Origin of the sequence: Gordonia alkanivorans NBRC 16433 (assembly GCF_000225505.1) — a bacterium.
Taxonomy (GTDB): domain Bacteria; phylum Actinomycetota; class Actinomycetes; order Mycobacteriales; family Mycobacteriaceae; genus Gordonia; species Gordonia alkanivorans.
Map to the genome: position 1 here is coordinate 15387 of NZ_BACI01000108.1, position 22191 is coordinate 37577.

The following is a 22191-nucleotide window of genomic DNA, read 5'->3' on the forward strand; positions in this document are numbered from 1 at the left end:
CATGGCGAAGACCCTGATGCCCACGGACGGCGTCTCCCTTGCGGCCGAGGCGAATCGGACCTGGGACACCGTCGAGGTGGACCCGATCACCCTGCGCGTCATCGGCGGCGCCCTCAACTCGATGGCCAAGGAGATGGCGCAGGTCCTCTACCGCATGGCCTACTCGAGCCTGATCCGCGAATCCGAGGACCTCGGCGCCGGCATCTTCGACGTCAACGGTCGCGAACTGTGCGAATCGGATTCGACGCCGATGCACTGCGGTTCCATTCCCGCCTACATCCGCGGCGTGAACCGGCGTCTCGCGGGCACCTACAAGCCGGGTGACGTGATCCTGCACAACCACCCGTATCACGGTGCGGCCCACTCCCCCGACTACGGCGTGATCATCCCGATCTTCTGGGAGGGCGAGCACATCGGGTTCGCCGGCTGCACCGGTCACGTCTCCGACATCGGCGGCAACTTCCCCGGCCTGTGCATGGACGTCGTCGACGTCTGGGCCGAGGGCAAGCTGATGGATTCGATGAAGATCTACGACGGCGGCGTCCGCAACGACATGCTGATCCAGCACATCCTGGACAACGTGCGCACCCCGGAACAGAACCGCGGCGATCTCGAAGCCCTCATCGCCTGCTCGCGTATCGGCGAGAAGCGCTTCATCGAACTGCTCGAGAAGTACGGCCTCGACGTCGTGATGAGCGCCGCGGACCGGTGGATGGACTACTCGGAGGAGATGCTGCGCAGCCGCATCCGGGCGATCCCGAACGGGAGCTACGAGGCACCCATCGGCTACCTCGACGACGACGGCAAGAACCGCGGTGTGCCGTTGAAGGTCGCGGTGCGCGTGCAGGTCGAGGACGAGGACGTGCTGATCGACCTCACCGGTTCCAACGACCAGGTGCCCACGGCGTTCAACGTGCCCTTCGAGGGTTCGGTGCTGCCCGTCGCGGTGAGCGCGATCCGCACCATCCTCCTCGACGAACACCTCACCGAGGAGTTCGTCCCACAGAACGACGGTTGCTTCCGCCCGGTGCGGGCCTACGCACCCGAGGGCACCATCTTCAACCCGGACTTCCCGGCATCGTGCTTCGCCCGGTTCTCCCAGGTCAACCGCATCTTCGACTCGATCAACCTGGCACTCGCGCCGGTGCTGCCCGAACGGGCGATCGCCGGCTCGTCGGCCGCCCTGTGTGCCATCGCGTACTCGGGTCTGGCGGAGGACGGCGAATCGTACTGGGTCTACATCGAGATCAACGAGGGTTCCTACGGTGCGCGCAACGGCAAGGACGGCATGGACGCCGTCGACGCCCTGATGGCCAACACCCGCAACAACCCGATCGAGGAGCTCGAGCTCAACCACGCCATGCGCGCGGAACGCTACGAGCTCCGCGACGAGTCCCCGGCCCCCGGGCAGTGGCGAGGCGGCATCGGAAGCGTGCGGACCTGGTATATGGAGACCGACACCTTCCTGGGCTCGGAGGCCGACAACCGCACGGATCCGCCGGCCGGCGCGCTCGGCGGCGGCGACGGCGCGTCGGGATCATTCATCCGGAACCCCGGCACCCCGGACGAGGAGGTGCTGTTCTCCAAGGTCACCCAGGAGGTCATCCACGCCGGTGACCGACTGGAGATCCGCATGCCCTCGGGTGGCGGTTTCGGAGATCCGTTCCTGCGCGATCCGTTCGCGGTGCTGTCCGACGTGTGGGACGAGTACCTCAGCGCGGAGGAGGCCCGACAGGACTACGGTGTCGTGGTGGACACCGACACCTGGACCATCGACGAGGCCGCCACCGAGGCGCTGCGCTCGGCTCGGGTGGCGTCCTGACCGGTGACTTCGGAGGGGCCGGTGACTCTGTCGCCGGCCCCTCCGGCATCTCCGGATCTTTCACCGCCGACGCGGTTTCCGTCGCCGAGCGCTTGAACACGGTCATCAGCTGGGTGCCCAAGGAGCTTCGGGTCGATCCTTCCGGGGCTCGGGGCCCTCTTGCGGGTGTCCGCGTGGGCGTGAAGGACAACATCGACGTCGGCGGGGTCCGCTCCACCTGTGGTTCGGAGTTCTTCGCCGACCGCGTGGCAGCCGACGACGCCACGTGTGTCAGTGCGCTCAAAAGCGCCGGGGCGGTGATCACCTCGACGTTGAACATGGCCGAGTTCGCGGTCGGGGTGACCAGTCAGAACTCCGCCTCGGGCGGATCGGTCAATCCCTGGGACGCCCGCCGTGTGCCCGGTGGCTCGAGCGGCGGTTCGGGTGTCGCCGTGGCCGCGGGTGTCGTCGACGTCGCACTCGGCACGGACACCGGCGGTTCGATCCGGTTGCCCGCCGCGTGCTGCGGAGTCACCGGTCTTCGACCGTCCACCGGAGTCCTGGACATGTCCGGGATCTTCCCGGTGAGTGCGGATTTCGACACCGTCGGACCGCTCGCACGTACGGCCCGACAGGTACGTGAGACGTTCGCGGTCCTCGCCGGGTCGGATGTGACCGGTGCGGACACCGAGTCGCTGAGAGTTGCGGTCCCCCATCCGTTCGTGACCGGCGACATCGACCCCGCCATCGCCGACGCCGTCACCGAGACCGTCGAACTCATCCGGCAACTGGGTCATCACATCGTGGAATGCCGCGTGCCGCACAGTGAATCGGCTCAGGATGTGGTCTACACGCTGATCTATTCGGACCTGGCGCGTATGCACGCCGAACGGCTGCGCGACGAGCCGACCCGGTTCCAGGCGGCGACCCGCGAGCGAATCTCCCTCGGGCTGACCATCTCCGACGAACAACGGGCAGCTGCTGTACGCCAGCGGGACATGTTCCGGTCGGCGATGAGCGAGATGTTCAGCGACGTGGACGTCGTACTCACCCCGGCGATGCCGGTGGATGTGCCGCAGATCGGCGTCGGGGAGGCGGTCGTCGCACAGGCCCGCCGGATGGGACAGCTGACGTATCCGTGGTCGTTGCACGACGGTCCGACACTGGCACTGCCGGTCGGCGTGCATCCGTCCGGTATGCCCATCGGCGCACAGTTGACGGCGGCGCGTCTGCGCGAGGGGACTGTTCTCGCGCTGGCCGAGCAGGTGCAGGAGCACAGCGACTGGCATCTCCGGCTCCCGCCCGTGCGCGTCAGTTCTGACGTCTGAGCAGGTCCATCTGCTTGTAGACGTCGCCGAGGTGGTCGAGATGCCGGCGCATGAGCGTCATCGCCGTCATCGAGTCCCGGCGCTCGACCGCCTCGAGGATCGCACGGTGGTCTTCGTCGACGCACCGCCAGAACCCTTCCGGCGCGACGTCGCGGCTGAAGCGGGTGCCGATGACGCGGAACACCGGGACGGTGATCAGGTCGAGGAGAGGGTTGTCCGCCGCCCGCAGCAGGATGCGGTGAAACTCCTGGTTGTTGGCGTAGACCTCCGGACCGACACCCTCCGACAGGTCGAAGATGGTGGCGCGCAGCTCTTCCAGATGGGCGTCTGAGTGACGATAGGCGGCGACTCCGGCGGCGGGCACCTCGGTGAGCTGCCGGACCTCCATGAGCTGATCGACGGTCACCCCTTCGGCTGCGGCGAGCAGCGTGACTCCCGCTTCGAGGTTCGCACTCAACTGACCGATGTCGGGTGTCGCGACAAACGTTCCCCCGGTCACCCCACGGGTCGTGTTGACGAGGTTCTCGCTGGCGAGCGTCCTGATGGCCTCCCGGACCGTGCTCTGACCGACGCCGAACTCGGCGCGGAGTTCGGCGTCCGGGGGCAGACGAGTACCGGGAGTCAGCTCACCGGCGAGGATCCGTACCCGAAGCGCGTCGGCCACGATCTCGTACGCCGGGCGTCGTCCGGACTTGTTGCTCCCGGACTGATTCGCTTCTGTCACAACATGATCCGATCTTCATGGGTTTGTCCCAAACTACCAGATCAGAGTGAGCGGACGCCTACAGATAGACGACCCGATACTTCAGGCTTCCCTTGATGCGCCCGACGAGGTTCCCGGTCACCCAGATCCAGGCTCCGCGACGTCGGCGAGACCACCCCCAGGGCCACAGCGGACAGGTCGCGAGGACGACGCCGGCGTGGATCGGGAACCACCACCACTGCCGGCCGGGCGCCCCGTACTGCTTCGCCACCCGCGCCTCTTCGCTGGCGTAGTCGATGACCTGAGCCCAGGATTCCCGCATCCCCGTGCGGTAGCGGTAGGCGACCATCGCCTCGGGCGCGTATCCGAAGGTGTACCCGGCCGTCTGAACCCGCCAGCAGAACTCGACGTCACCCCCGGCGGTCGGATAGTCCTCGTCCCAACCGCCGACGGCGTCGAATACCTCACGTCGCACCCCGAGGTTGCAGCCGAAGCTCATCGGCAGATGCCGGCCCAGGACCACCGGTTCCTCCGGGTTCGGAAGGGCTCGCCAGGCGGCCACCACCGGGTCGTTGAGGGTGTCGCGTTCGAGCGGCCCGCCGATCAGGTCGGCGTCGCGGGCGGTGTTGACCATGGCGCGCAGCCACGTCGGGTGCACGGCGTCGTCCTGATCGCAGTAGGCGATGAAGTCGCCTCGTGCGCAGCGGGTTCCGACGTTGCGGGCATGCGAGGTCCCGGGGACGTCCGAGGAATCCACCCACCGCAGGTCCAGTCGCTCCCGCAGCGGGTGGGTGTCGAGGTGCTCACGCAGCTGCGGGCTGCCCTCGTTGTCACTGACGATGACCTCGAAGTCGCCGGTGAAGTCCTGTGCCGCCAGGGCTTCGAGCTGGACGTCGAGATCCGGCAGGCCACGGAAGTAGGCGATCACCACCGATGCCGTCATCGCCGCACGCTCCTCAGATCGGCAGTGGTGGGTGCGCCGGACGGGTCGGCGGCGACGGTCTCGAGGATCGCTCGCATCTGGTCGACGACGCCTTCCGCCGTCGTCGCGTCGAACAGTGCCACCGGGTACAGCAGGGTCCCGGTGAGTCCGGCGGGACCGTCGGAGTCCCGGACGTCGAGCAGGGTGAACTCCAACTCGTGCTTGGCCACGGTGTTCGGGATCGGCTCCCGACAGATCCGCACGCCGCCCAGGTCGATCTCGTCCATCCCGGCATCGTCCGCCCCGGCCTGCTGCAGGATCAGGGTCGCCGGGAACAGCGGGTGTCCCGACGATCCGGCCGGGTCGCGTTCGGTCCCGAGCGCCGCGGCGAGGTCCGGCGTCGAGATGTCCGGGTGGGCCAGGCCGTCCAGCAACTGCCGGTGGACGTCGCGGGTCAGGTCGCCGAAGGCGCGGGCGTCGGCGACGTCGAGTCGCATCGGCAGGTCCTCGGCGAAGTTGCCGATGACTCCGTCGAGCGCGACATGGGACCGGTTGGCGTTCGCGGTGCCGACCCGCACGTCGGGGTCGCCGGCCAGGTCGGCCAGGATCACCGCGAACGCCGCCTGGAGTACGGCGAACAGGCTCGACGACTGTGTCCGCGCGTACTGTTCGAGCGCGGTGTGCACGGCGGCGTCGATCCCGAATTCGACCGTGGCACCGGCGGATTCCCACCGTTCCGGCCGGGGTCGGTCGGTGTGGAGCGCCGGTCCGGTACCGGGATCACGCGTACCGGCGGTGAGTCGCTCGGTCCAGTAGGCGAGCTGACGTTCCCGGTCGGCGGCCAGGATCTCGGTGCGCCACCGCGCGTAGTCGCGGAAGCGGACGCCCGGTTCGGGGAGAACCGACGCGGTGGCGTCCGGATCGGAACTCCGGGCGACGAACGCGGTGACGAGATCGCGGGTCAGCGGTCCCATCGACTGCCCGTCGACGCTGAGATGGTGCGTGACGAGGACCAGCACGTGGGTTCGCTGATCGAGCCGCAGCAACTGCAGCCGCAGCGGCGGACCGTTCACCACGTCGAGCTCCGCCCACGCCAGGTCGGTGAGCACGCGCTCGAGTTCGTCGGCTTCGACGTCCCGTGCCTCGAGTCCGCGACCGATGAGGTCGGTCACCCCGCCGGTCGGCAGTACGACGAGTTCGGGGCCGTTCTCCCCCAGCACGTGTCGTGTGCGGAGGGACTCGTGGCGGTCGACGACGTCGACGAGGGCCGGGTGCAACACCGCCGCGAGGGACTCGGAGTGGAGGTCACCGGAGAAGCGCACGGCGACCGGCACATTCCAGTCGGCACCGGCGCCGCTGTTCACGGCCTCCCAGATCCGACGCTGTGCCGGCGCGAGCGGTGCGGGCTCGTCGTCGTGGCCGCGGACCAGTGCCGGGACGTCGACTCCGGACGGGTCGTCCGCGGGCAGGGCATCGATCTGGGCGGTGAGGTCGGCGACGTCGACCGCATCGAACAGCATCCGCACAGGGATCCGACGACCGAGCTCGGCTTCGAGGAGCGCAGCGACCCGCGTCGCCGACAGCGAGTTGCCCCCGACGTCGAAGAAGTTGTCGCCCAGGCCGATCCGTGCCGCGCCGGTGACCTCGGCGAGCACGGTGGCCACACGTTGCTGCAGCTCGGTCTGCGGCGCCTCGTAGAGGCGCTCGGCCGGCCTCGGTCGAGGTAGACGTGCCCGATCGATCTTGCCGTTGTCGTTGTGGGGCAGGGCGTCGAGGACATGCACCTCGGGACGCAGATAGGCCGGCAGCAGCTGAGCGGCCTCGCGCCGGACGACCTCGGCCTGTGCGTCATCGCCCGTCACGAAACCGACGAGCCGATCCTGCCCATCGGCACCTGCGAGAGCCACGACCGCCGCATCCACCACGCCGGCGCATCGCCGGAGCGCGGCCTCGATCTCGCCGGGCTCGATGCGGAAGCCGCGCACCTTCAGCTGGTGGTCCGTGCGGCCCAGGTAATCCAGCGAGCCATCACGGTTGCGCCGCACCAGGTCTCCGGTGCGGTACATCCGGTCGCCGGAAGCCTCGGCACTGAAGGGATCGGCAACGAACGCAGTCGAGGTCCGCGCCGGATCGGCGTGATAGCCCCGCGCCAGCTGGATTCCGCCCAGATAGAGCTCACCGGCCACCCCGACGGGGACCGGCTGGAGACGTGAATCCAGAACGCGGATGGTCACGGCCGGCTGTGGGCAGCCGATCGGGACACGGCCCGCCGGCGGCGTCGTGACCTCGTGGCCCGTCACGCTGACCGCGGCCTCGGTCGGGCCGTACAGGTTGTGGACTATTGTCTCCGGTGCCGCCGACCGCATTCTGCTCACGAGTTCCGCGGGGAGTTCCTCGCCGATACACAGGACGGTGGTCAGCGTGGCCGGTGGGTCGCCGGCGTCGAGAATCATCGCCAGCGCCGACGGCACGGTCGGCAGGACGGTGATCCGGTGGCGGTCGAGGATGCGGAGCAGCTCGCCGCCGTCGCGTTCGGCATCCGGTTCGGCGATGACGACGCGGGCACCGGCACCGAGGGCCCACCAGTACTCCCAGACCGAGAGGTCGAAGCCCGCGGAGGTCTTCACCAGCACCGAGTCACCCGCGGCCATCGGGTACCGGTGCTGCATCCAGCGCAGTTGTTCGCCGACGGCCGCGTGGGACATGCTCACGCCCTTGGGGATTCCGGTGGAACCCGAGGTAAACAGCACGTAGGCGGTGGTGTCCGGGTGCGGCGCCGGGAACTCGCACGCGTCGGGGCCCTCGATGAGGTTCAGCGAGTCGACGTCCAGCAGTTCGAGATCACAGTAGGGACGCGCGCCGGGTGCATCTGGACCGACACCCAGCACGAGGACCGGATCGGCGACGTCGAGGATCATCGAGGCGCGTTCCGGCGCCGAGAGGTCCACCGGCACGTAGGCGGCGCCGACGGTGGCCACCGCATACATCGCCAACAGCTGCGGCAGTCCGCGGGGCGCGGTGATCGCCACACGGTCGTCGGGTCCGACGCCGTGATCGGCGACGATGCGTGCCAGTGCCGTGACCTGCTGCGCAAACTCGCGATACGACAGCACGCGCTCGCCGATGATCACCGCGTCGGCGTCGGGGGTGCGCTCCGCCTGGGCGTGGAAGGCCGCCGCGAGGCCCGCGCTCCGCCCCACCGCCGTCTCCGCATCGGACCGGGATGCGGTCGTCGTGAGGGACCGTTGCTCCTCTTCCGACAGCAGTGGCAGGTCCCCCACCGCCCGGCCCGGGGTGTCGACGAACGCGGTGAGGATGCGCTGGTACCGCTCGACGAACTCGGCGGCGGTCAGGGCGTCGAACAGGTCGGTGGCGTAGACCAACTGGCCGGTCAGTCCGCGAGGTCGTCCGTGGGCGTCGAAGGTGTCCGCGAGCGTGAGGTGCAGGTCGAACTCGGCGACCTCGACGCCGTCGTCGATCACCTCGACCTCGAGGCCGGGCAGGGACAGATCCATCGAGCCGATGTTCTGGAACGACAGCGCCGTTTGGAAGACCGGGTGATGCGAGGTCGATCGCGGCAGGCCGAGTTCTCCCACGATACGGTCGAACGGCACCAGCGCGTTCGAGAATGCGTGCAGTGCAGACTCTTTGGATGCCGCCACCGCTTCCTCCACGGTCGCGGAGCCGTCGATGACCGTCCGTAGTGTGAGCATGTTCACGAACATGCCGGCAACCCGATCGAGGTGCTGTTCCCCGCGGCCCGCGATCGGGGTGCCGATGACGACGTCGCGGTTGTCCCCGAGCCGGCCGAGAAGGACGGCCAGTGCGGTGTGCGCAACCATGAACGGCGTGGCGTCGAGTCGGTTGGCCGCCTGGACGATCCGCGCGTGCAGGGCTGCGTCGATCGCGAAGTCGATCCTGGCTCCGTGACCGCTCGGGTGTGATGGCCGGGGCCGGTCGAGCGGCAGGTCGACGACCGGCGGCGCTCCCCGCAGTCGTTCCTGCCATCCGTGCAGCTGTGCGTTCGCGATCCCCTCGTCGAGGACGGCCCGTTGCCAGAGCGCGTAGTCGGCGTACTGCACCGACGGCGCGCCGATCGCCGGACCCACTCCGGCGTAGTCGCCGGCCAGCTCACCGGCCAGCATCACCATCGTCAGGCCGTCGGCGCAGATGTGATGGGCGACGAGGACGAAGACGTGCTCGTCGGGTCCCGCGCCTTCGACACGCAGCAGCACGGCCCGGATGGGCGGCTGTGCCGTGACGTCGAAGGTCGTGCGGGTGATGCCCCGGATGGCGCTGTCCAGGTCGTCACGACGGGCCGTGATCTTCTCGAGAACGGTCGGCGTCGAGTCGGCAGGCAGGACGACCTGATGCGGTCCGGCTGCGCTGTCGGGGTAGATCGTCCGGAAGACCTCATGCCGGGCCAGCAGCCCGTGCAGTGCGGCTTCGAAGGCCGGGACGTCGAGTTGCCCGGTCAGGCGCAGCACGATCGGGATGTTCTCGGTAAGTGCACCGGGATCGAACCGGTTGAGGAACCACATGCGCTGCTGGGCCGGTGACAGCGGGATCTGTTGGGGCCGGGGCAGTTCACCCAGTACCGGACCGGCGCGGCGCGGCGATGCGTCGAGTCGTTCGGCGAGCGCGTGGGCGGTCGGCGCGTCGAACAGATCGCGGACCGAGACTTCCCGTCCCGAACGCGCGCGGATGCGCGCGACGGCCTGCGCACCGATGAGCGAGTTGCCGCCGGCATCGAAGAAGTCGTCGGTGGCGCCCACCTGCTCGCGGCCGAGGAGTTCGGCGAACACCTCGGTCACCAGCAGTTCGTGGGCGGTGACGGGGGCGACCTGGGCGGTGACGGAGAACGACGCGGCCGGCAGCGCGCGCAGGTCGACCTTGCCCGCAGGGGTCAGTGGGATCGCGTCGAGTTCGACGATCGCCGCGGGGATCGCGTGGCCGGGCAGCGTTTCTCGTAGATGGTCGAGCAGAACGCGCGGGTCGACAGCGTCGATTGCCGGGACGATGTGCGCGACCAGGGTGGCGTTGCCGTCCGGTCCCGACTGTGGGGAGACGACAGCCGCCCGGACCTGCGGATGGGTGCGAAGGAGCGCCTCGATCTCGCCGGTCTCGATGCGATGCCCACGGATCTTGAGTTGCTGGTCGATACGTCCTCGGTGAACCAGTGCAGGACCGTCGGATTCGGCACCCGACCGGACCTGCACGAAGTCGCCGGTGCGGTAGCGCCGCGATCCGGGCGGACCGTCGGGGTCGGCGACGAAGGTCGCCGCGGTCAGCGCCGCACGACCGTGATACCCGCGTGCCAATCCCGTTCCGGCCAGATAGAGTTCGCCGGCCACGCCAGGTGCGCAGGGCGCCAGCGTCGTGTCGAGGACCGCGATGCGGGTGCCGGTGATGCCGCGCCCGACCGACATCGGGTCGGTGTCGGCCTCGGTCATCGGGCCGGCGAGGGTTCCCATGATGGTCGACTCGGTGGGGCCGTAGGCGTTGAAGAACTGCACGCCATGGGCGATCCAGCGCTGCGCGGTCGCCGACGAGCATGCGTCACCGCCGACGACGACGGTCCGCAGGTGCGGGAGATCGTCGGGGTCGATGGTGTCGAGCACGCCCGGGGTGAGGAAGGCATGGGTGACGCGTTCGCGGCGGAGCAGGTCGGCGAGGTCGTCGGCGCCGTAGATGTCGGTGGGCGCGACGACGGTCGTGGCGCCCGCGTCGGTCGCCATCAACAGTTCGAGTACGGCGGCGTCGAAGCTCGGTGACGCGAAGTGCAGGACGCGGCTGTCGCGGTCGACGCCGTAGCCGCGTTGTTCGGTGACGAACGACGCGACGCCGCGGTGCGTGACCGCGACGGCCTTGGGTCGTCCGGTGGAGCCCGACGTGAAGATCAGATAGGCCAGCTGGTCGAGGTGCCGCGGGGCCCGCAGTTCTTCGTCGACGATCGGACCGGACGGCAGAGCGGTGAGTTCGGCGTCGGTGTTCGGGTCGTCGAGAACCAGTAGGTCGGCGTCCCGGCCGGCCATCTGCTCACCGAACCCGTTGGTGGTGACGATGATCGACGCGCCGGAATCGCGGAGCATGAACGCGATCCGATCGGCGGGATAGGCCGGGTCGACGGGGACGAAGGCGGCGCCTGTTTCGGCCACCGCGCGCGTCGCGACGACCGACCAGACGGATCGCGGGAGTGCCAGGGCGACAATCGATTCCGGACCGGAACCGCGAGCAATGAGGGCACGCGCCAACTGGCGGGCGCGTCCTGCGACCTCGTCGGCGTCGAACGCCCGCCACTCCCCGGAGGCGTCGAATCCGACCAGGCGGTGATCCCGGTGGCCGATCGCGTCGGTGAAGAAGGCCGGTGCCGGGGCCTCGGGGCCCGATAGAGCGGCCAGCGTGGCCCGCTCGTGATCGTCGAGCAGGTCCAGGTCGCGCAGAGGTGTCGCCGGGGTCGCCGTGGCGGTTGTGATGACGCGGCCGAGTCGAGCCAGGAGGCGGGCGGCGGTCGAGTTCCGATACACGTCGGGTCGATGGATCAGCGCGAGGTCGAGGCCACCGTCGGAGGTCGGGGCCGCGGTGAACTCCAAGTCGAAGCGGGCGACCGGGATGTCGACGCGTACCGCCTGTGCTTCGGTGACGGCACGGTCGCGCGCGGCAGCGGGATGACCGCCGTCGACGGTCAGGGTCGCCTGGATCAGCGGATGACGAGATCCGCTGCGGGACAATCCCAGGTGCTCGATGATCTCCTCGGCATCGAGTTCGCCGTGATCGATCGCGTCGACCACGACGTCACGCGACCGGGTGACCAGCGCGTCGAAGCCGGCGTGCGGATCGACGTCCAGTCGCAGCGGCACCATCGTCACGAACATGCCGACCAGGTCTGCGACGATCGCGTCGGATCGACCGGAGGTCGGGGTGCCGATGATGATGTCCCGCCCCGGTCCGGATCGGCTCAGAGTGAGGGAGAGTGCTGCGTGCAGGACTCCGAAAACGGTGCTGCCGGAACGATCCGCGAGACTGCGGATTCGCTCGGCCTCGTCGGGTCCGAGCGCCAGGTGGTGGACCTCGGGTGCGCTGCCGTCGGCGTCGGCCTCGGGTGCCGACAACGATGGGGCGTCCGCGAGCGTCGACTTCCAGTGGGCGAGGTGCCCCGCGAGTTCAGACGACGGGTCGGCGGCGGCTCCGAGCCGGGCCGCCCGGCGGACGACGTGGTCGGCGTACTGGATGGGCAGCGGGGACCATGCGGGCGCCCCACCGTTGAGGCGTGCGGTGAAGGCCCGTTCGAGGTCACCGGCGAGAACGCGTAGCGACCAGCCGTCGGCCGCGACGTGGTGGATGGCGAGCACGACGACCGTCTCGTGTCCCAGCTCCCGGACGACGATCCTCAGGGGCAGATCCTCGGATAGATCGACGGTCGCGGACAGGGCGGCGCGGACCGCGTCCTCCTCGGACGAGAGCCCCTCGGCCACCGGCGATTCGAGAACGCTGACCACCGGATCGAGGTCGTACTCGCCGCGCGCGAGGATCACCTGGCGCGGGCCGGTGGCGCTCTCAGGGTAGACGGTCCGCAGGATCTCGTGGCGTTCGACCACGTCGCCGACCGCAGCGCGCAGCGCCTCACGATCGAGGGTCAGCGGGAGCCGGACCGGCGCGACGATGAGGTACTCCGACGACGCCGGATCGATCCGATTGTGCAGCCACATCTGGAGCTGTGCGGGTGCCAGCGGGAGCACGTCAGGACGTGCCATCTCGGTGACCGGCGCCGCGCCGCGCTGGGTGGCGTCCGCGGTGGCGGCGAGGGCGGCCGCGGTTCGACCGTCGAAAACCGCGCGTACCGGAACCCGGACGCCGAGCTTCGCGGCGATACCGGCAACCACCCGAGTCGCGACCAGGGAGTTGCCACCCGCCGCGAAGAAGTCGTCGTCGATGCCGACGTGGTCGCCGAGGACCTCCCGGATAAGGGTCAACACAACATCTTCGGTCGGTGTCCGGGCCTCGGTGGCACCGCCGACGATGGCAACCGGCGTCTCGGGTGCCGGCAGGGCGCGGCGGTCGATCTTGCCGCTCGTCGTCGTCGGCAGGGAGTCGGAGAACAGGATGTGGGTGGGCACCATGTGATCCGGAAGGTGCGCGGTGAGGTGCGCGCGAAGCTCGGCAGAGGTGGCCGACACATCGTTCTCGACCACCAGGTGAGCGACGAGCTGGGTGCCGAGGCGCGGGTCGTCGTGGGTCACGACGACCACTGCGCGCACCGCGGGATGCGCCGAGGCGACGGCCTCGATCTCGCCGAGTTCGACGCGCTGGCCACGGATCTTGACCTGGAAGTCGCTGCGTCCGAGGTAATCCAGGACGGGCGCGGCGTCACCGGCCGTGCGACGCCGGCGCACCAGATCACCGGTGCGGTAGAGGCGTTCTCCGTTCCCCCACGGCGCGGCGACGAATCGGGTGGCGGTGAGGTCCGGGCGGGCGTGGTAGCCCCGGGCCAGCTGGACGCCACCGAGGTACAGCTCGCCGGTCACGCCGGCGGGAACGGGACGCAGACGGTGATCGAGAACGTGGACGGTGTTCCCGGGCATCGGGCGCCCGATCGGGATCGGGGCGCCGTCGGCGGTGTCGGAGACCTCGACGGCAGTCACGTCGACGGCGGCCTCGGTGGGTCCGTACAGGTTGTGCAGCGCGGCGGTCGTTCGCGCGCGGACTGCTTGAGCCGTCGGAACCGACAGCGCCTCACCGCTGGTGAAGACCAGCCGTAGTGAACTCAGCACGGCCTCCACCGGCGCAGTGGCCAGGAAGGCATCGAGCATCGTCGGCACGAAGTGGATCACCGTCACCCCCTGCTCGCCGATCACCTCGGCCAGTGCTGCGGGGTCGCGGTGCGCATCGGGTTCGGCGAGGACGAGGTCGGCGCCGGTGATTAACGGCCAGAACAGTTCCCACACCGATACGTCGAAGGTGATCGGCGTCTTCTGCAGGACGACGTCGCGGCTGTCGATCGGGTAGCAATCCTGCATCCACGCGAGTCGGTTGACGATGGCCTCGTGCGGCACGCTGACCGCCTTCGGCGCGCCCGTCGAGCCGGAGGTGAACAGGACGTAGGCGGGATGTCCGGGACGGAGCGGGCTGTTCCGGTCCGCGTCGGTGATCGGGGTGTCGCACCGGTCGAGATGCAGATCCGTCGGATCGAGGAGACGACCGGAGAACGCGGCGGGCAGGTGGAGCGCGACGTCCGGAACGGCGAGGATCCGGACAGGATCGGTGGTCTCGAGCATGGCGGCGATACGCGGGGCGGGAGCCGCGAGATCGATGGGTACATAGGCTCCGCCTGCGGCCACGACGGCGTGGATCGCGACCAGCATGTCGATCGACCGCGACACGGCGACCACGACCGTCTGCTCCGGACCCACCCCGGCGTCGATCAGCGCACGGGCGGTGCGTGCCACGCGTCGTGCGAATTCGGCGGCCGAGATCGTGTGCTCGGCATCGATGACCTGACCGGCGGCGTTCCCGGCCAGTGCATCGGCAAGGGTGCGAACAGCGGGGTCGACGGGCGACGGTCCGCCACTTCCCCACTGCCCGATCGTCCGGTCCAGCTGGGGATCGTCGAGAGCGTCAGGTCGTGCACACGCGAGTGTGGTTGCGCGACGAGCTGTTCCATGATGCGTAGCAGGTCGTCGGCGAATCCGGCGACGGTGTGGCGGTCGAACAGGTCGGTGGCGTAGGTCCAGCGCGCGCGCACCGGCGCGTCCAGGCAGTCGGTGACCGGTGGCATGTCGAGGGTCAGCTGAAGGTCGAAGCGGGCCATCGGCACATCGATCGACAGCGGGGTCGCGGTGAGTTCGCCGGCGTCGATCGGTCCGGGGACCGGATCGCCGAAGGCGAGCATCACCTGGAAGATCGGATGGTGTGCACCGCCGCGGTCGATTTCGTACTCGTCGGCGAGCTCGTCGAACGGGATCTCCGAGTTCGTCAGTGCGGCGAAGTCATCCGCACGCACCGTGTCGATCAGATCCTCGACGGTGCGGTCCTCGTCGACGTGGGTGCGGAGCACGACGGTTTCGACGAACATGCCGACCAGGTCGTCGAACAGTTCGCTGCCACGCCCCGACACGGGAGTTCCCACGACGATGTCCGAGGTACCCGAGAGTCGCGCGAGCAGAACGGCGAGGGCGGTGTGGATGATGTGGAACACGGTGGCGCGCCGGGTCTGTGCCACCGCCGCGAGTTGCTTCGCCAGAGCGGGGTCGATACCGAACTCGACGGTGTCGCCGTGATGAGTCGGTTGCGCGGGTCGATTGCGGTCGACGGGCAGCGGGAGAGGTCCGGGCAGGTCCGTGAGCGTCTGCCGCCAATGGTCGCGCTGACGGGTGATGCTCGGATGGGCGTCCCCCTCCCCGGTCTCGCCGAGAAGCGTCGACTGCCAGATCGTGAAGTCCGCGTACTGAGCCGGCAACGGTTCGCGGGTTCGCAGGGTCCCCGCGGCGGCTGCGAGATAGCCGTCGAGCAGGTCGGCGACGAGCGGACCCATCGACCATCCGTCGGCAGCGATGTGGTGGACGACGATCACGATGACGTGCGACGCGGGTCCGGTGCGGAACACCGCGACACGGAACGGGATTCGACCGGCCAGGTCGAAGCCGCGATTGGCGACCTCGGCGATGTGCTCCTCGACGCCGCTGATCACCTCGGCATTCACGCCGCTGAGGTCGATCTCCGCGGTCTGCCGGGCCTCCTCGGTGGTCAAGACGTGCTGACGGGGCGTCCCGGCCTCGGCTGGGTAGATCGTACGGAGGACCTCGTGCCGGTCGACGACTCCGGTCACGGCGGTCCGGAGCGCATCGCCGTCGAGCGGACCGTCGACCTGAACGGCGAACGGCAGGTTGTAGAGAGCAGTACCCGGCATCATCTGGTCGAGCAGCCACATCCGGCGCTGCGCCCGCGACAACGGCAGGATCCCGGGTCGCTGCCGGCCGGCGAGGCGGGGCCGGTCGGAGGCCGCGGCCTCGTCGACGGCCCGCGCGAGGTCGGCGATCACGGGTGACTCGAAGACGGTACGAACGGGCAGGTCGACGCCGAGGACATCAGCGATCCGACCCGAGAGTCGCGCCGCCATCAGCGAATTGCCGCCGAGGTCGAAGTAGTCGTCGGTCGCGCCGATCACCCGGTCGGCATCCGCGGGGAGCAGGTCGTCCAGGATGCCGACGAGGATTCGTTCGGTGGCGGTCCGCGCCGCGACGTGCTCGCGCTCGGCACGCGGCGGCTCGGGCAGCGCATTGCGGTCGACCTTGCCGTGGACACCGCGCGGCAGTTCGTCGAGCATGATCGCGGAGACCGGGACCATGTAGGCGGGGATCCGGGCGCGCAGGTCGGCGAGAGCTGCCATCGCGTCGAGCGCATCCGTGTTGCCCGGTGCGGGGACGAGGTAGGCGGTGAGCGTGTCACCGTGATGGGCGGCGACCGCGGCGGCCGCGATCCGGGGATCGGCGGCGAGAGCCGACTCGATCTCCCCCAGCTCGATGCGCAGGCCACGGATCTTGACCTGGAAGTCGTTGCGGCCGTGGAACTCGAGCACGCCGTCGGGACGGATGCGCGCGAGGTCACCGGTTCGGTACATCCGCTCGCCGGTACCTGCCGGGTCGGCGACGAAGCGGTCCGCGGTCAAGTCGGCGCGTCGCTCGTAGGCGGACGCCAGCTGCACACCGCGCAGGTACAGCTCGCCGACGACGCCCAGCGGCACCTGGTGCAGGCGGGTGTCGAGGACGACCGCACCGGAATCGTCAACCGGCACACCGATAGCCACCGTCGGAGACGGCACTGCAGAGGACGCCACGGGGGTGGGTGTCCACTCGTGGTGGGTGATGCCGACCGCCGCCTCGGTGGGTCCGTAGAGATTGAAGACACGCGCACCGACCACGTCGGCGGCGCGCTCGGCCGTCGAGGGTGCCAGCGCCTCGCCGATGCACAGCAATCGCCCGACGGGATGAGGAGTACCGGCGGTGTCGGCGAGCGAGTCGAGATGCGCGTCGAGCAGGGACGGCACGAAGTGTGCCGCGGTGACCGAGGTACGTGCGAAGAGGTCGGCGATGTAGCGGGGGTCGAGGTGACCGTGCGCGGTCGCGACGACCAGGCGGGCACCGTTGACGAGGGGCCAGAACAGTTCCCACACCGACAGGTCGAAGGTCAGGGCCGTCTTGAGGACCGTGGTGTCGGCGGGTCCGAGGGGGAACTCTTCGGACTTCCACCGCAGTTGGGCCGCGATTGCTCGATGCGAGACCGTAACGCCCTTGGGGGTGCCGGTCGAGCCCGAGGTGTAGATCACGTAGGCCGTGTTCGACGGTCGCAGCGGCGCGATCCGCTCGCGGTCGGTGACCGGCGAGGTGTCTGCCGGCGGAACAGCCGTCACGTCGAGGACGGCGGCGGACTCCGGGATCGGGAATGTCGGCGTTCCCGCGGTCAGCACCACCGAGGGTGCGCACGAGTCGAGGACCAGCCGGGTCCGACGAGCCGGCGCGTCCGGATCCACGGGGACGTAGGCTCCACCGGCGGCCAGGACTGCGAGGACGGATTCGACGAGGGCCGCCGATCGTGGGATCGCGACCGCCACCCGCACCTCGGGGCCCACCGCGGCATCGATCAGGTTGCGGGCCAGCGAGTTCACGCGTGCCGACAGCTCCGCATAGGTCTGCGACGACCCGGTGGCATCGTCGTGCAGTGCCACGGCCTCCGGGTTCCGAGCGGCACCGCGCGCCAGGAGTGCGGTCAGGGTGGCGTCGTCGCGGCCGCTCACCGGTCCGGTCAGCGTGCCGGAGGTGACGTCTGCGGCGAGGTCGCCGACCGGGGTGTCCACGGCGTCGAGGGCAGCAGTCAGGAGCTCGACCCACAGCCGGTGCCAACGTTCGACGGTGCTGTGGTCGAACAGGTCCCGGTCGTAGTCCCACTGCACGCGCATCGGCGTCCGGTCCTGCGCGTCGCCGCGGTGATCCAACCCGCCTTGCTCCACCACGGTCAGGTGGAGATCGGACTTCGCCACTCCCAGCGACGGTTCCAGGATCTCGGCGTCGACACCGTCGAGGGTGAGCCGCGCCGGGGCGAGGTTCTGGTAGGAGAATCCGACCTGGAAGAGCGGGTGATGGGCCGCGGAGCGTCGTGGACGGATGGCGTCGACGAGACGGTCGAACGGCACGTCGGCGTGCTCGAACGCGTCGAGGTCGACGGTGCGCACCTGTGAGAGCAGTTCGGCGAAGGTCCGATTCGGGTCCAGGCGGGTCCGCAGCACGACGGTGCCGACGAACATCCCGACCAGGTCGGCCAGATCCCGGTGGTGGCGGCCGGCGACCGGGGTGCCGACGGCAATGTCGTCGGTTCCGCCCAGCCGCGACAGCAGGATCGCGAGGACGCTGTGGGCGACCATGAACGGCGTCGTCCCGGTGTTCCGTGCGACCGCGCGCATCCGGTCGACGAGCTCGGCGTCGATCTCGGTGTGCAGTTCACCGCCGCGCATCCGGGGGTGGGCCGGTCGCGGGCGGTCGGTCGGCAGCGCGAGCAGATCGGGCAGGCCGCTCAGATGTCGCTGCCAGTAGTCCAGTTGGACGGCGGCGACCGAGGACGGGTCGTCTTCGTCGCCCATCACGTCGAGATGCCAGAGCGTGTAGTCCCGGTAGGTCACCGGCAGCGGCGTCCACTCGGGTGCGGTCCCGCCCTTGCGGGCCTGATAGGCGACGACGAGGTCCCGGGCCAGCGGCGCGGTCGACGAGCCGTCGGCGGCGATGTGGTGCACGACGGCCACGAGAACGTGGTCGTCCGCGCCGACGGCGAGCAGTCGGATCATCAGCGGCACCCGTTGTGCGACATCGAAACCGGTGGTTGCCAGCGCGGCCAACCGGGCATCGAGGTCCTCGACGTTCTCCGGTTCGGTCAGGGTGCGCAGGTCGACTGCGGCGGCCGGCTCGACCTGCTGGACCGGACCGTGCGGGCCGTCGGGGTAGACGGTCCGCAGGGCCTCGTGGCGTTCGAGGACGTCGAGGAGCGCGTCGTGCAGTGCGTGCCGGTCGAGGGCGCCCCGCAGGCGGAGGGCCAGTGGGATGTTGAAGACCGGGGAGCCCGTGTCGAGCTGGTTGATTGCCCACATGCGGCGCTGGGCCGGCGACAACGGCACCGCCCCGTCGGACGCACCGCCTCCGGTGCGGAGTTCGGGGATTCGACGGGTCGCCGGATCCGCCAGCCGGGCGGCGAGGTCGGCGACCGTCGGTGACTCGAAGACCCAGCGGACCGGGATGTCGGTGTCGAGTTGTCCCGATAGTGTCGACACCATCCTGGTGGCGGACAGGGAGTCGCCGCCGAGGGCGAAGAAGTCGTCGTCCCGGCCGACCTGCGCGGCGCCGGTGCACGCGGCGAAGGCACCGGCGACGGCACGTTCGGTGTCGGTCCGCGGCTCGGTGTAGGGCGCCGCCCGGATCGTGGGCACCGGCAGGGCCGCACGGTCGAGCTTTCCCGAGGTGGTGGTGGGGATCCGGTCGAGACGCAGGAGCGCGGTCGGCACCATGTGTCCGGGGAGGACCGCCCGCAACTGCTCGCGAATGGCCTCGATGTCGGCTGTTCCCGTGTAGTAACCGACGAGGAAAGTGTTTCCGGCAGAGGGGCTTCCGCCGACGACCTGCATCGTCTGCGGTTCGGTGACCGCGAGGTCGACGCCGGGGACGGCTCCGATCGCGGCGTCGATCTCGCCGAGTTCGATGCGGAATCCGCGGATCTTCACCTGCCGATCTGCTCGACCGAGGTAGTCGAGCCGGAAAGCAGCACCCTCGCCTCCGCCGGTTCGGCGCCAGCGGACCAGGTCGCCGGTTCGGTACATCCGTGCGCCTGCCGGGCCCCACGGATCCGCCACGAATCGGGACGCGGTGAGGGCTTGCCGCCGGTGGTAGCCGAGCGCGACGCCCGCACCGCCGAGGTAGAGCTCCCCCGTCGCGCCGGCCGGTACCGGTTGCAGGCGGTGGTCGAGGACGATCGCGGTCGTCCCGGTGATGGGCCCGCCGATGGTGACCGGCTCGGTGGGATCGAGAGGGCCGGCGAGGGTCGCCATGACCGTGGCCTCGGTGGGCCCGTACGCGTTGAACATGCGTCGGCGACCGGTTCCCCAGCGGGCGACGAGATCGGGCGGGCAGGCCTCGCCGCCGACGATGACGGTGTCCAGATCGTCGAGTCCGCCGGGACCGTGCGCGTCGGCGGGCAGGGTGGCCAGCGCGGCGGGGGTGAGGAAGGCGTGGGTGATGCGTTGTTCGCGAAGTAGCGCAGCCAGTTCTCCGCCGCCATAGATGTGCGGCGGGACGATCACCATCGTGGCACCCGACGCGAGGGCAAGGAGGGTTTCCAGCACTGCGGCGTCGAAACTCGGTGATGCGAAGTGGATGGTGCGCGAGCCCGATCGGACGCCGTAGCGGCGAATTTGCTCGTCGGCGAAGGAGGCCAGACCGCGATGGCTGACGACGACGCCCTTGGGGGCGCCGGTCGAGCCGGAGGTGTAGATGACGTAGGCCGGGTCGTCGACGTGCAACGGGCGGAGCCGGTCCGCGTCGGCGATGGGGTGTGCTGAGGCGTCCCGGTACGCGGCGACGACCAGGTCGTCGTCGAAGCCGATCCACTCGCACAGGCTGTTCAACCCGTCGAGCCGAGGGCGACCACCGGGGCCGACGATGCCGAGATCGACGGCGCTGTCGTCGAGGAGGTAGCTCAGCCGGTCGTCGGGCAGCGCCGGGTCGATCGGCACGTAGGCGCCGCCGGCGAGAAGAACCGCGAGTTGCGTTGCGACGGAGTATCTCCCGCGCGGTAACAGCAGTGCGACGGTGACGCCGGGTCCCACGCCGCGGTCGATGAGGATCCGTGCCAACCGGTGTGCCCGGAGGACGAGTTCGTCGTAGCGCAGCGTGCGTGCCCCGTCGACGATGGCGTCGGCGTGCGGATGTGCTGCCGCCGTGCGGGTCACGAGGTCGGCGAAGAGCACGGGCTCCGACGCGACGGGCCCGCGTGCCGGCACCAGAAGCGTCTGTTCGTCCTCGTCGAGGACGTAGAGTTCGGCGACCCGGGTGTCCGGTCCGGTGGCGACGATGTCCGCGAGGACACGGAGATAGCGGCGGCGGTGGGCGACGAGTTCGGGTTCGGGATAGGCGGCGGCGTTGGCCTCGAGGTCGATGCGGAGGTCCCCGGACCCGGCCCCGGTGTAGATGGTCACCGCGAGGTCCTCGGTGGGACCCGTGCTGAGGATGTGGCTGTAACCGATGCAATCGCCGAGGATCATCTCGCTGCGGAACATCATCACGTTGACGGCCGGACCGAAGAAGCCGCGTCCCACCGAAGAACCGGCTGCCGACCGCGCGGCCAGGTCGCGGCGCATGTCCTCGAAGCGATAACGCTGGTGGCGCAGGGCCCCGCTGAGTTCGGTGGTGATGCCGGCGATGAGGTCGCCGATCTCCATGCCGGGGGTGATACCGCTGCGGATGGGCACGACGTTGGACACCATGCCGCCCGAACGCCGGAGCATCGCGTTGGTCCGGGCCGAGACGGGCAGGCTGAGTACCACGTCGTCGGTACCGGCCACCCGGGCGACGTAGACCGCGAGCGCCGCACTCGCCAACGCCGCCACGGTGACCGAGTTGTCGTCGCACCAGCGTTCGACGTTCGCGATCAGGCCGGGGTCGAGTTCGCCTCCGACCGTGCGGGATTCGGCTCCCCCACCGATGACGGGGTCGGCGAGCCGGACCGGATCGGGCAGGTCGTTCAGGCGCTGCGCCCAGTGGTCGCGGTCGCGCCCGAAGCGGGTCGACGACCGGTAGGCCTCGTCGTCGGCATGAAAGTCCTCGAGGGAGCCGGACTTCGGGGGTGGGACCGGAAGGCCCTGTGCGCGTGCGGTGTACACGGCAGCCGCTCGTTCGGCGAAGGCCGATGCACCGTAGCCGTCGAGCAGCATGTGATGCACGCGGTTGTACCAGAAGTACCGGCGGTCATCGATGCGCAGCGTCGCCGATTCCATGAGGCGGTCGGCGAAGAGGTCGAGCGGACGGCGGAATTCCTCGTCCATCCACACCCTGGCGGCGGCCTCGGGATCGTCGTGGTCCCGGAAGTCCAGGTGCATCATCTCATCGCGCAGTTCCTCGTCGAGGTACTGCAGCGGGGCCTCGGTCGGATCGTCGGCGGGGACGAGCCGGACCATCGCGGTGCCGAACTCGCGGGCCACCTGCCGGCCGACGTCGGTCAGCAGTTCGGTGTCGAGATCGCCGAGCACCTCGATGTACTGCGCGATCGAGAACGGGGTCTGCGGGACGAGCTGCTGGGCGAACCACATGCTGCGCTGCGCAGCCGACAACGGGACCAGGCGCTCACCGAGGGCCGACGTGCTCGTCGATGCTGCGTCGTGCCGCTCGTGGACATCGTTGGTGGTCAC

General features: G+C 69.6%; 6 protein-coding genes. 2 read left to right on the forward strand and 4 right to left on the reverse strand.

What is annotated here, in order from left to right:
- Nucleotide 1 precedes the first annotated feature (1 nt).
- Together GOALK_RS19560 and GOALK_RS19565 are read left to right on the forward strand one after the other, a co-directional pair.
- Nucleotides 2–1822 (forward strand): hydantoinase B/oxoprolinase family protein, encoded by a 1821-nt coding sequence (locus tag GOALK_RS19560; protein ID WP_006360564.1) that lies wholly within the window; start codon nt 2–4, stop codon nt 1820–1822.
- 92 nt (nt 1823–1914) lie between these two features.
- Nucleotides 1915–3129, forward strand: coding sequence for an amidase (locus GOALK_RS19565; protein WP_006360565.1), 1215 nt, complete (start codon nt 1915–1917; stop codon nt 3127–3129).
- On the opposite strand, the gene GOALK_RS19570 is transcribed toward GOALK_RS19565, so the two are convergent.
- Genes GOALK_RS19570 through GOALK_RS23170 form a run of 4 tightly spaced genes read right to left on the reverse strand, consistent with a single transcriptional unit; the run spans nt 3113 to nt 22191 of the window.
- Nucleotides 3113–3853, reverse strand: a complete 741-nt coding sequence (locus GOALK_RS19570; RefSeq protein ID WP_006360566.1) for a FadR/GntR family transcriptional regulator — start codon at nt 3851–3853, stop codon at nt 3113–3115. The two genes, GOALK_RS19565 and GOALK_RS19570, sit on opposite strands and share 17 nt — an antisense overlap.
- A 58-nt stretch (nt 3854–3911) precedes the next feature.
- Nucleotides 3912–4775, reverse strand: a complete 864-nt coding sequence (locus GOALK_RS19575) for a glycosyltransferase family 2 protein (RefSeq protein WP_006360567.1) — start codon at nt 4773–4775, stop codon at nt 3912–3914.
- Complete coding sequence (locus GOALK_RS23165) at nt 4772–14200, reverse strand: non-ribosomal peptide synthetase (RefSeq protein ID WP_006360568.1); 9429 nt, start codon at nt 14198–14200, stop codon at nt 4772–4774. Before GOALK_RS23165 ends, GOALK_RS19575 begins: the two co-directional genes overlap by 4 nt.
- The gene (locus tag GOALK_RS23170; protein WP_050918759.1) at nt 14176–22191 is read right to left on the reverse strand and encodes a non-ribosomal peptide synthetase; all 8016 of its coding nucleotides are present in this window, start codon (nt 22189–22191) and stop codon (nt 14176–14178) included. Before GOALK_RS23170 ends, GOALK_RS23165 begins: the two co-directional genes overlap by 25 nt.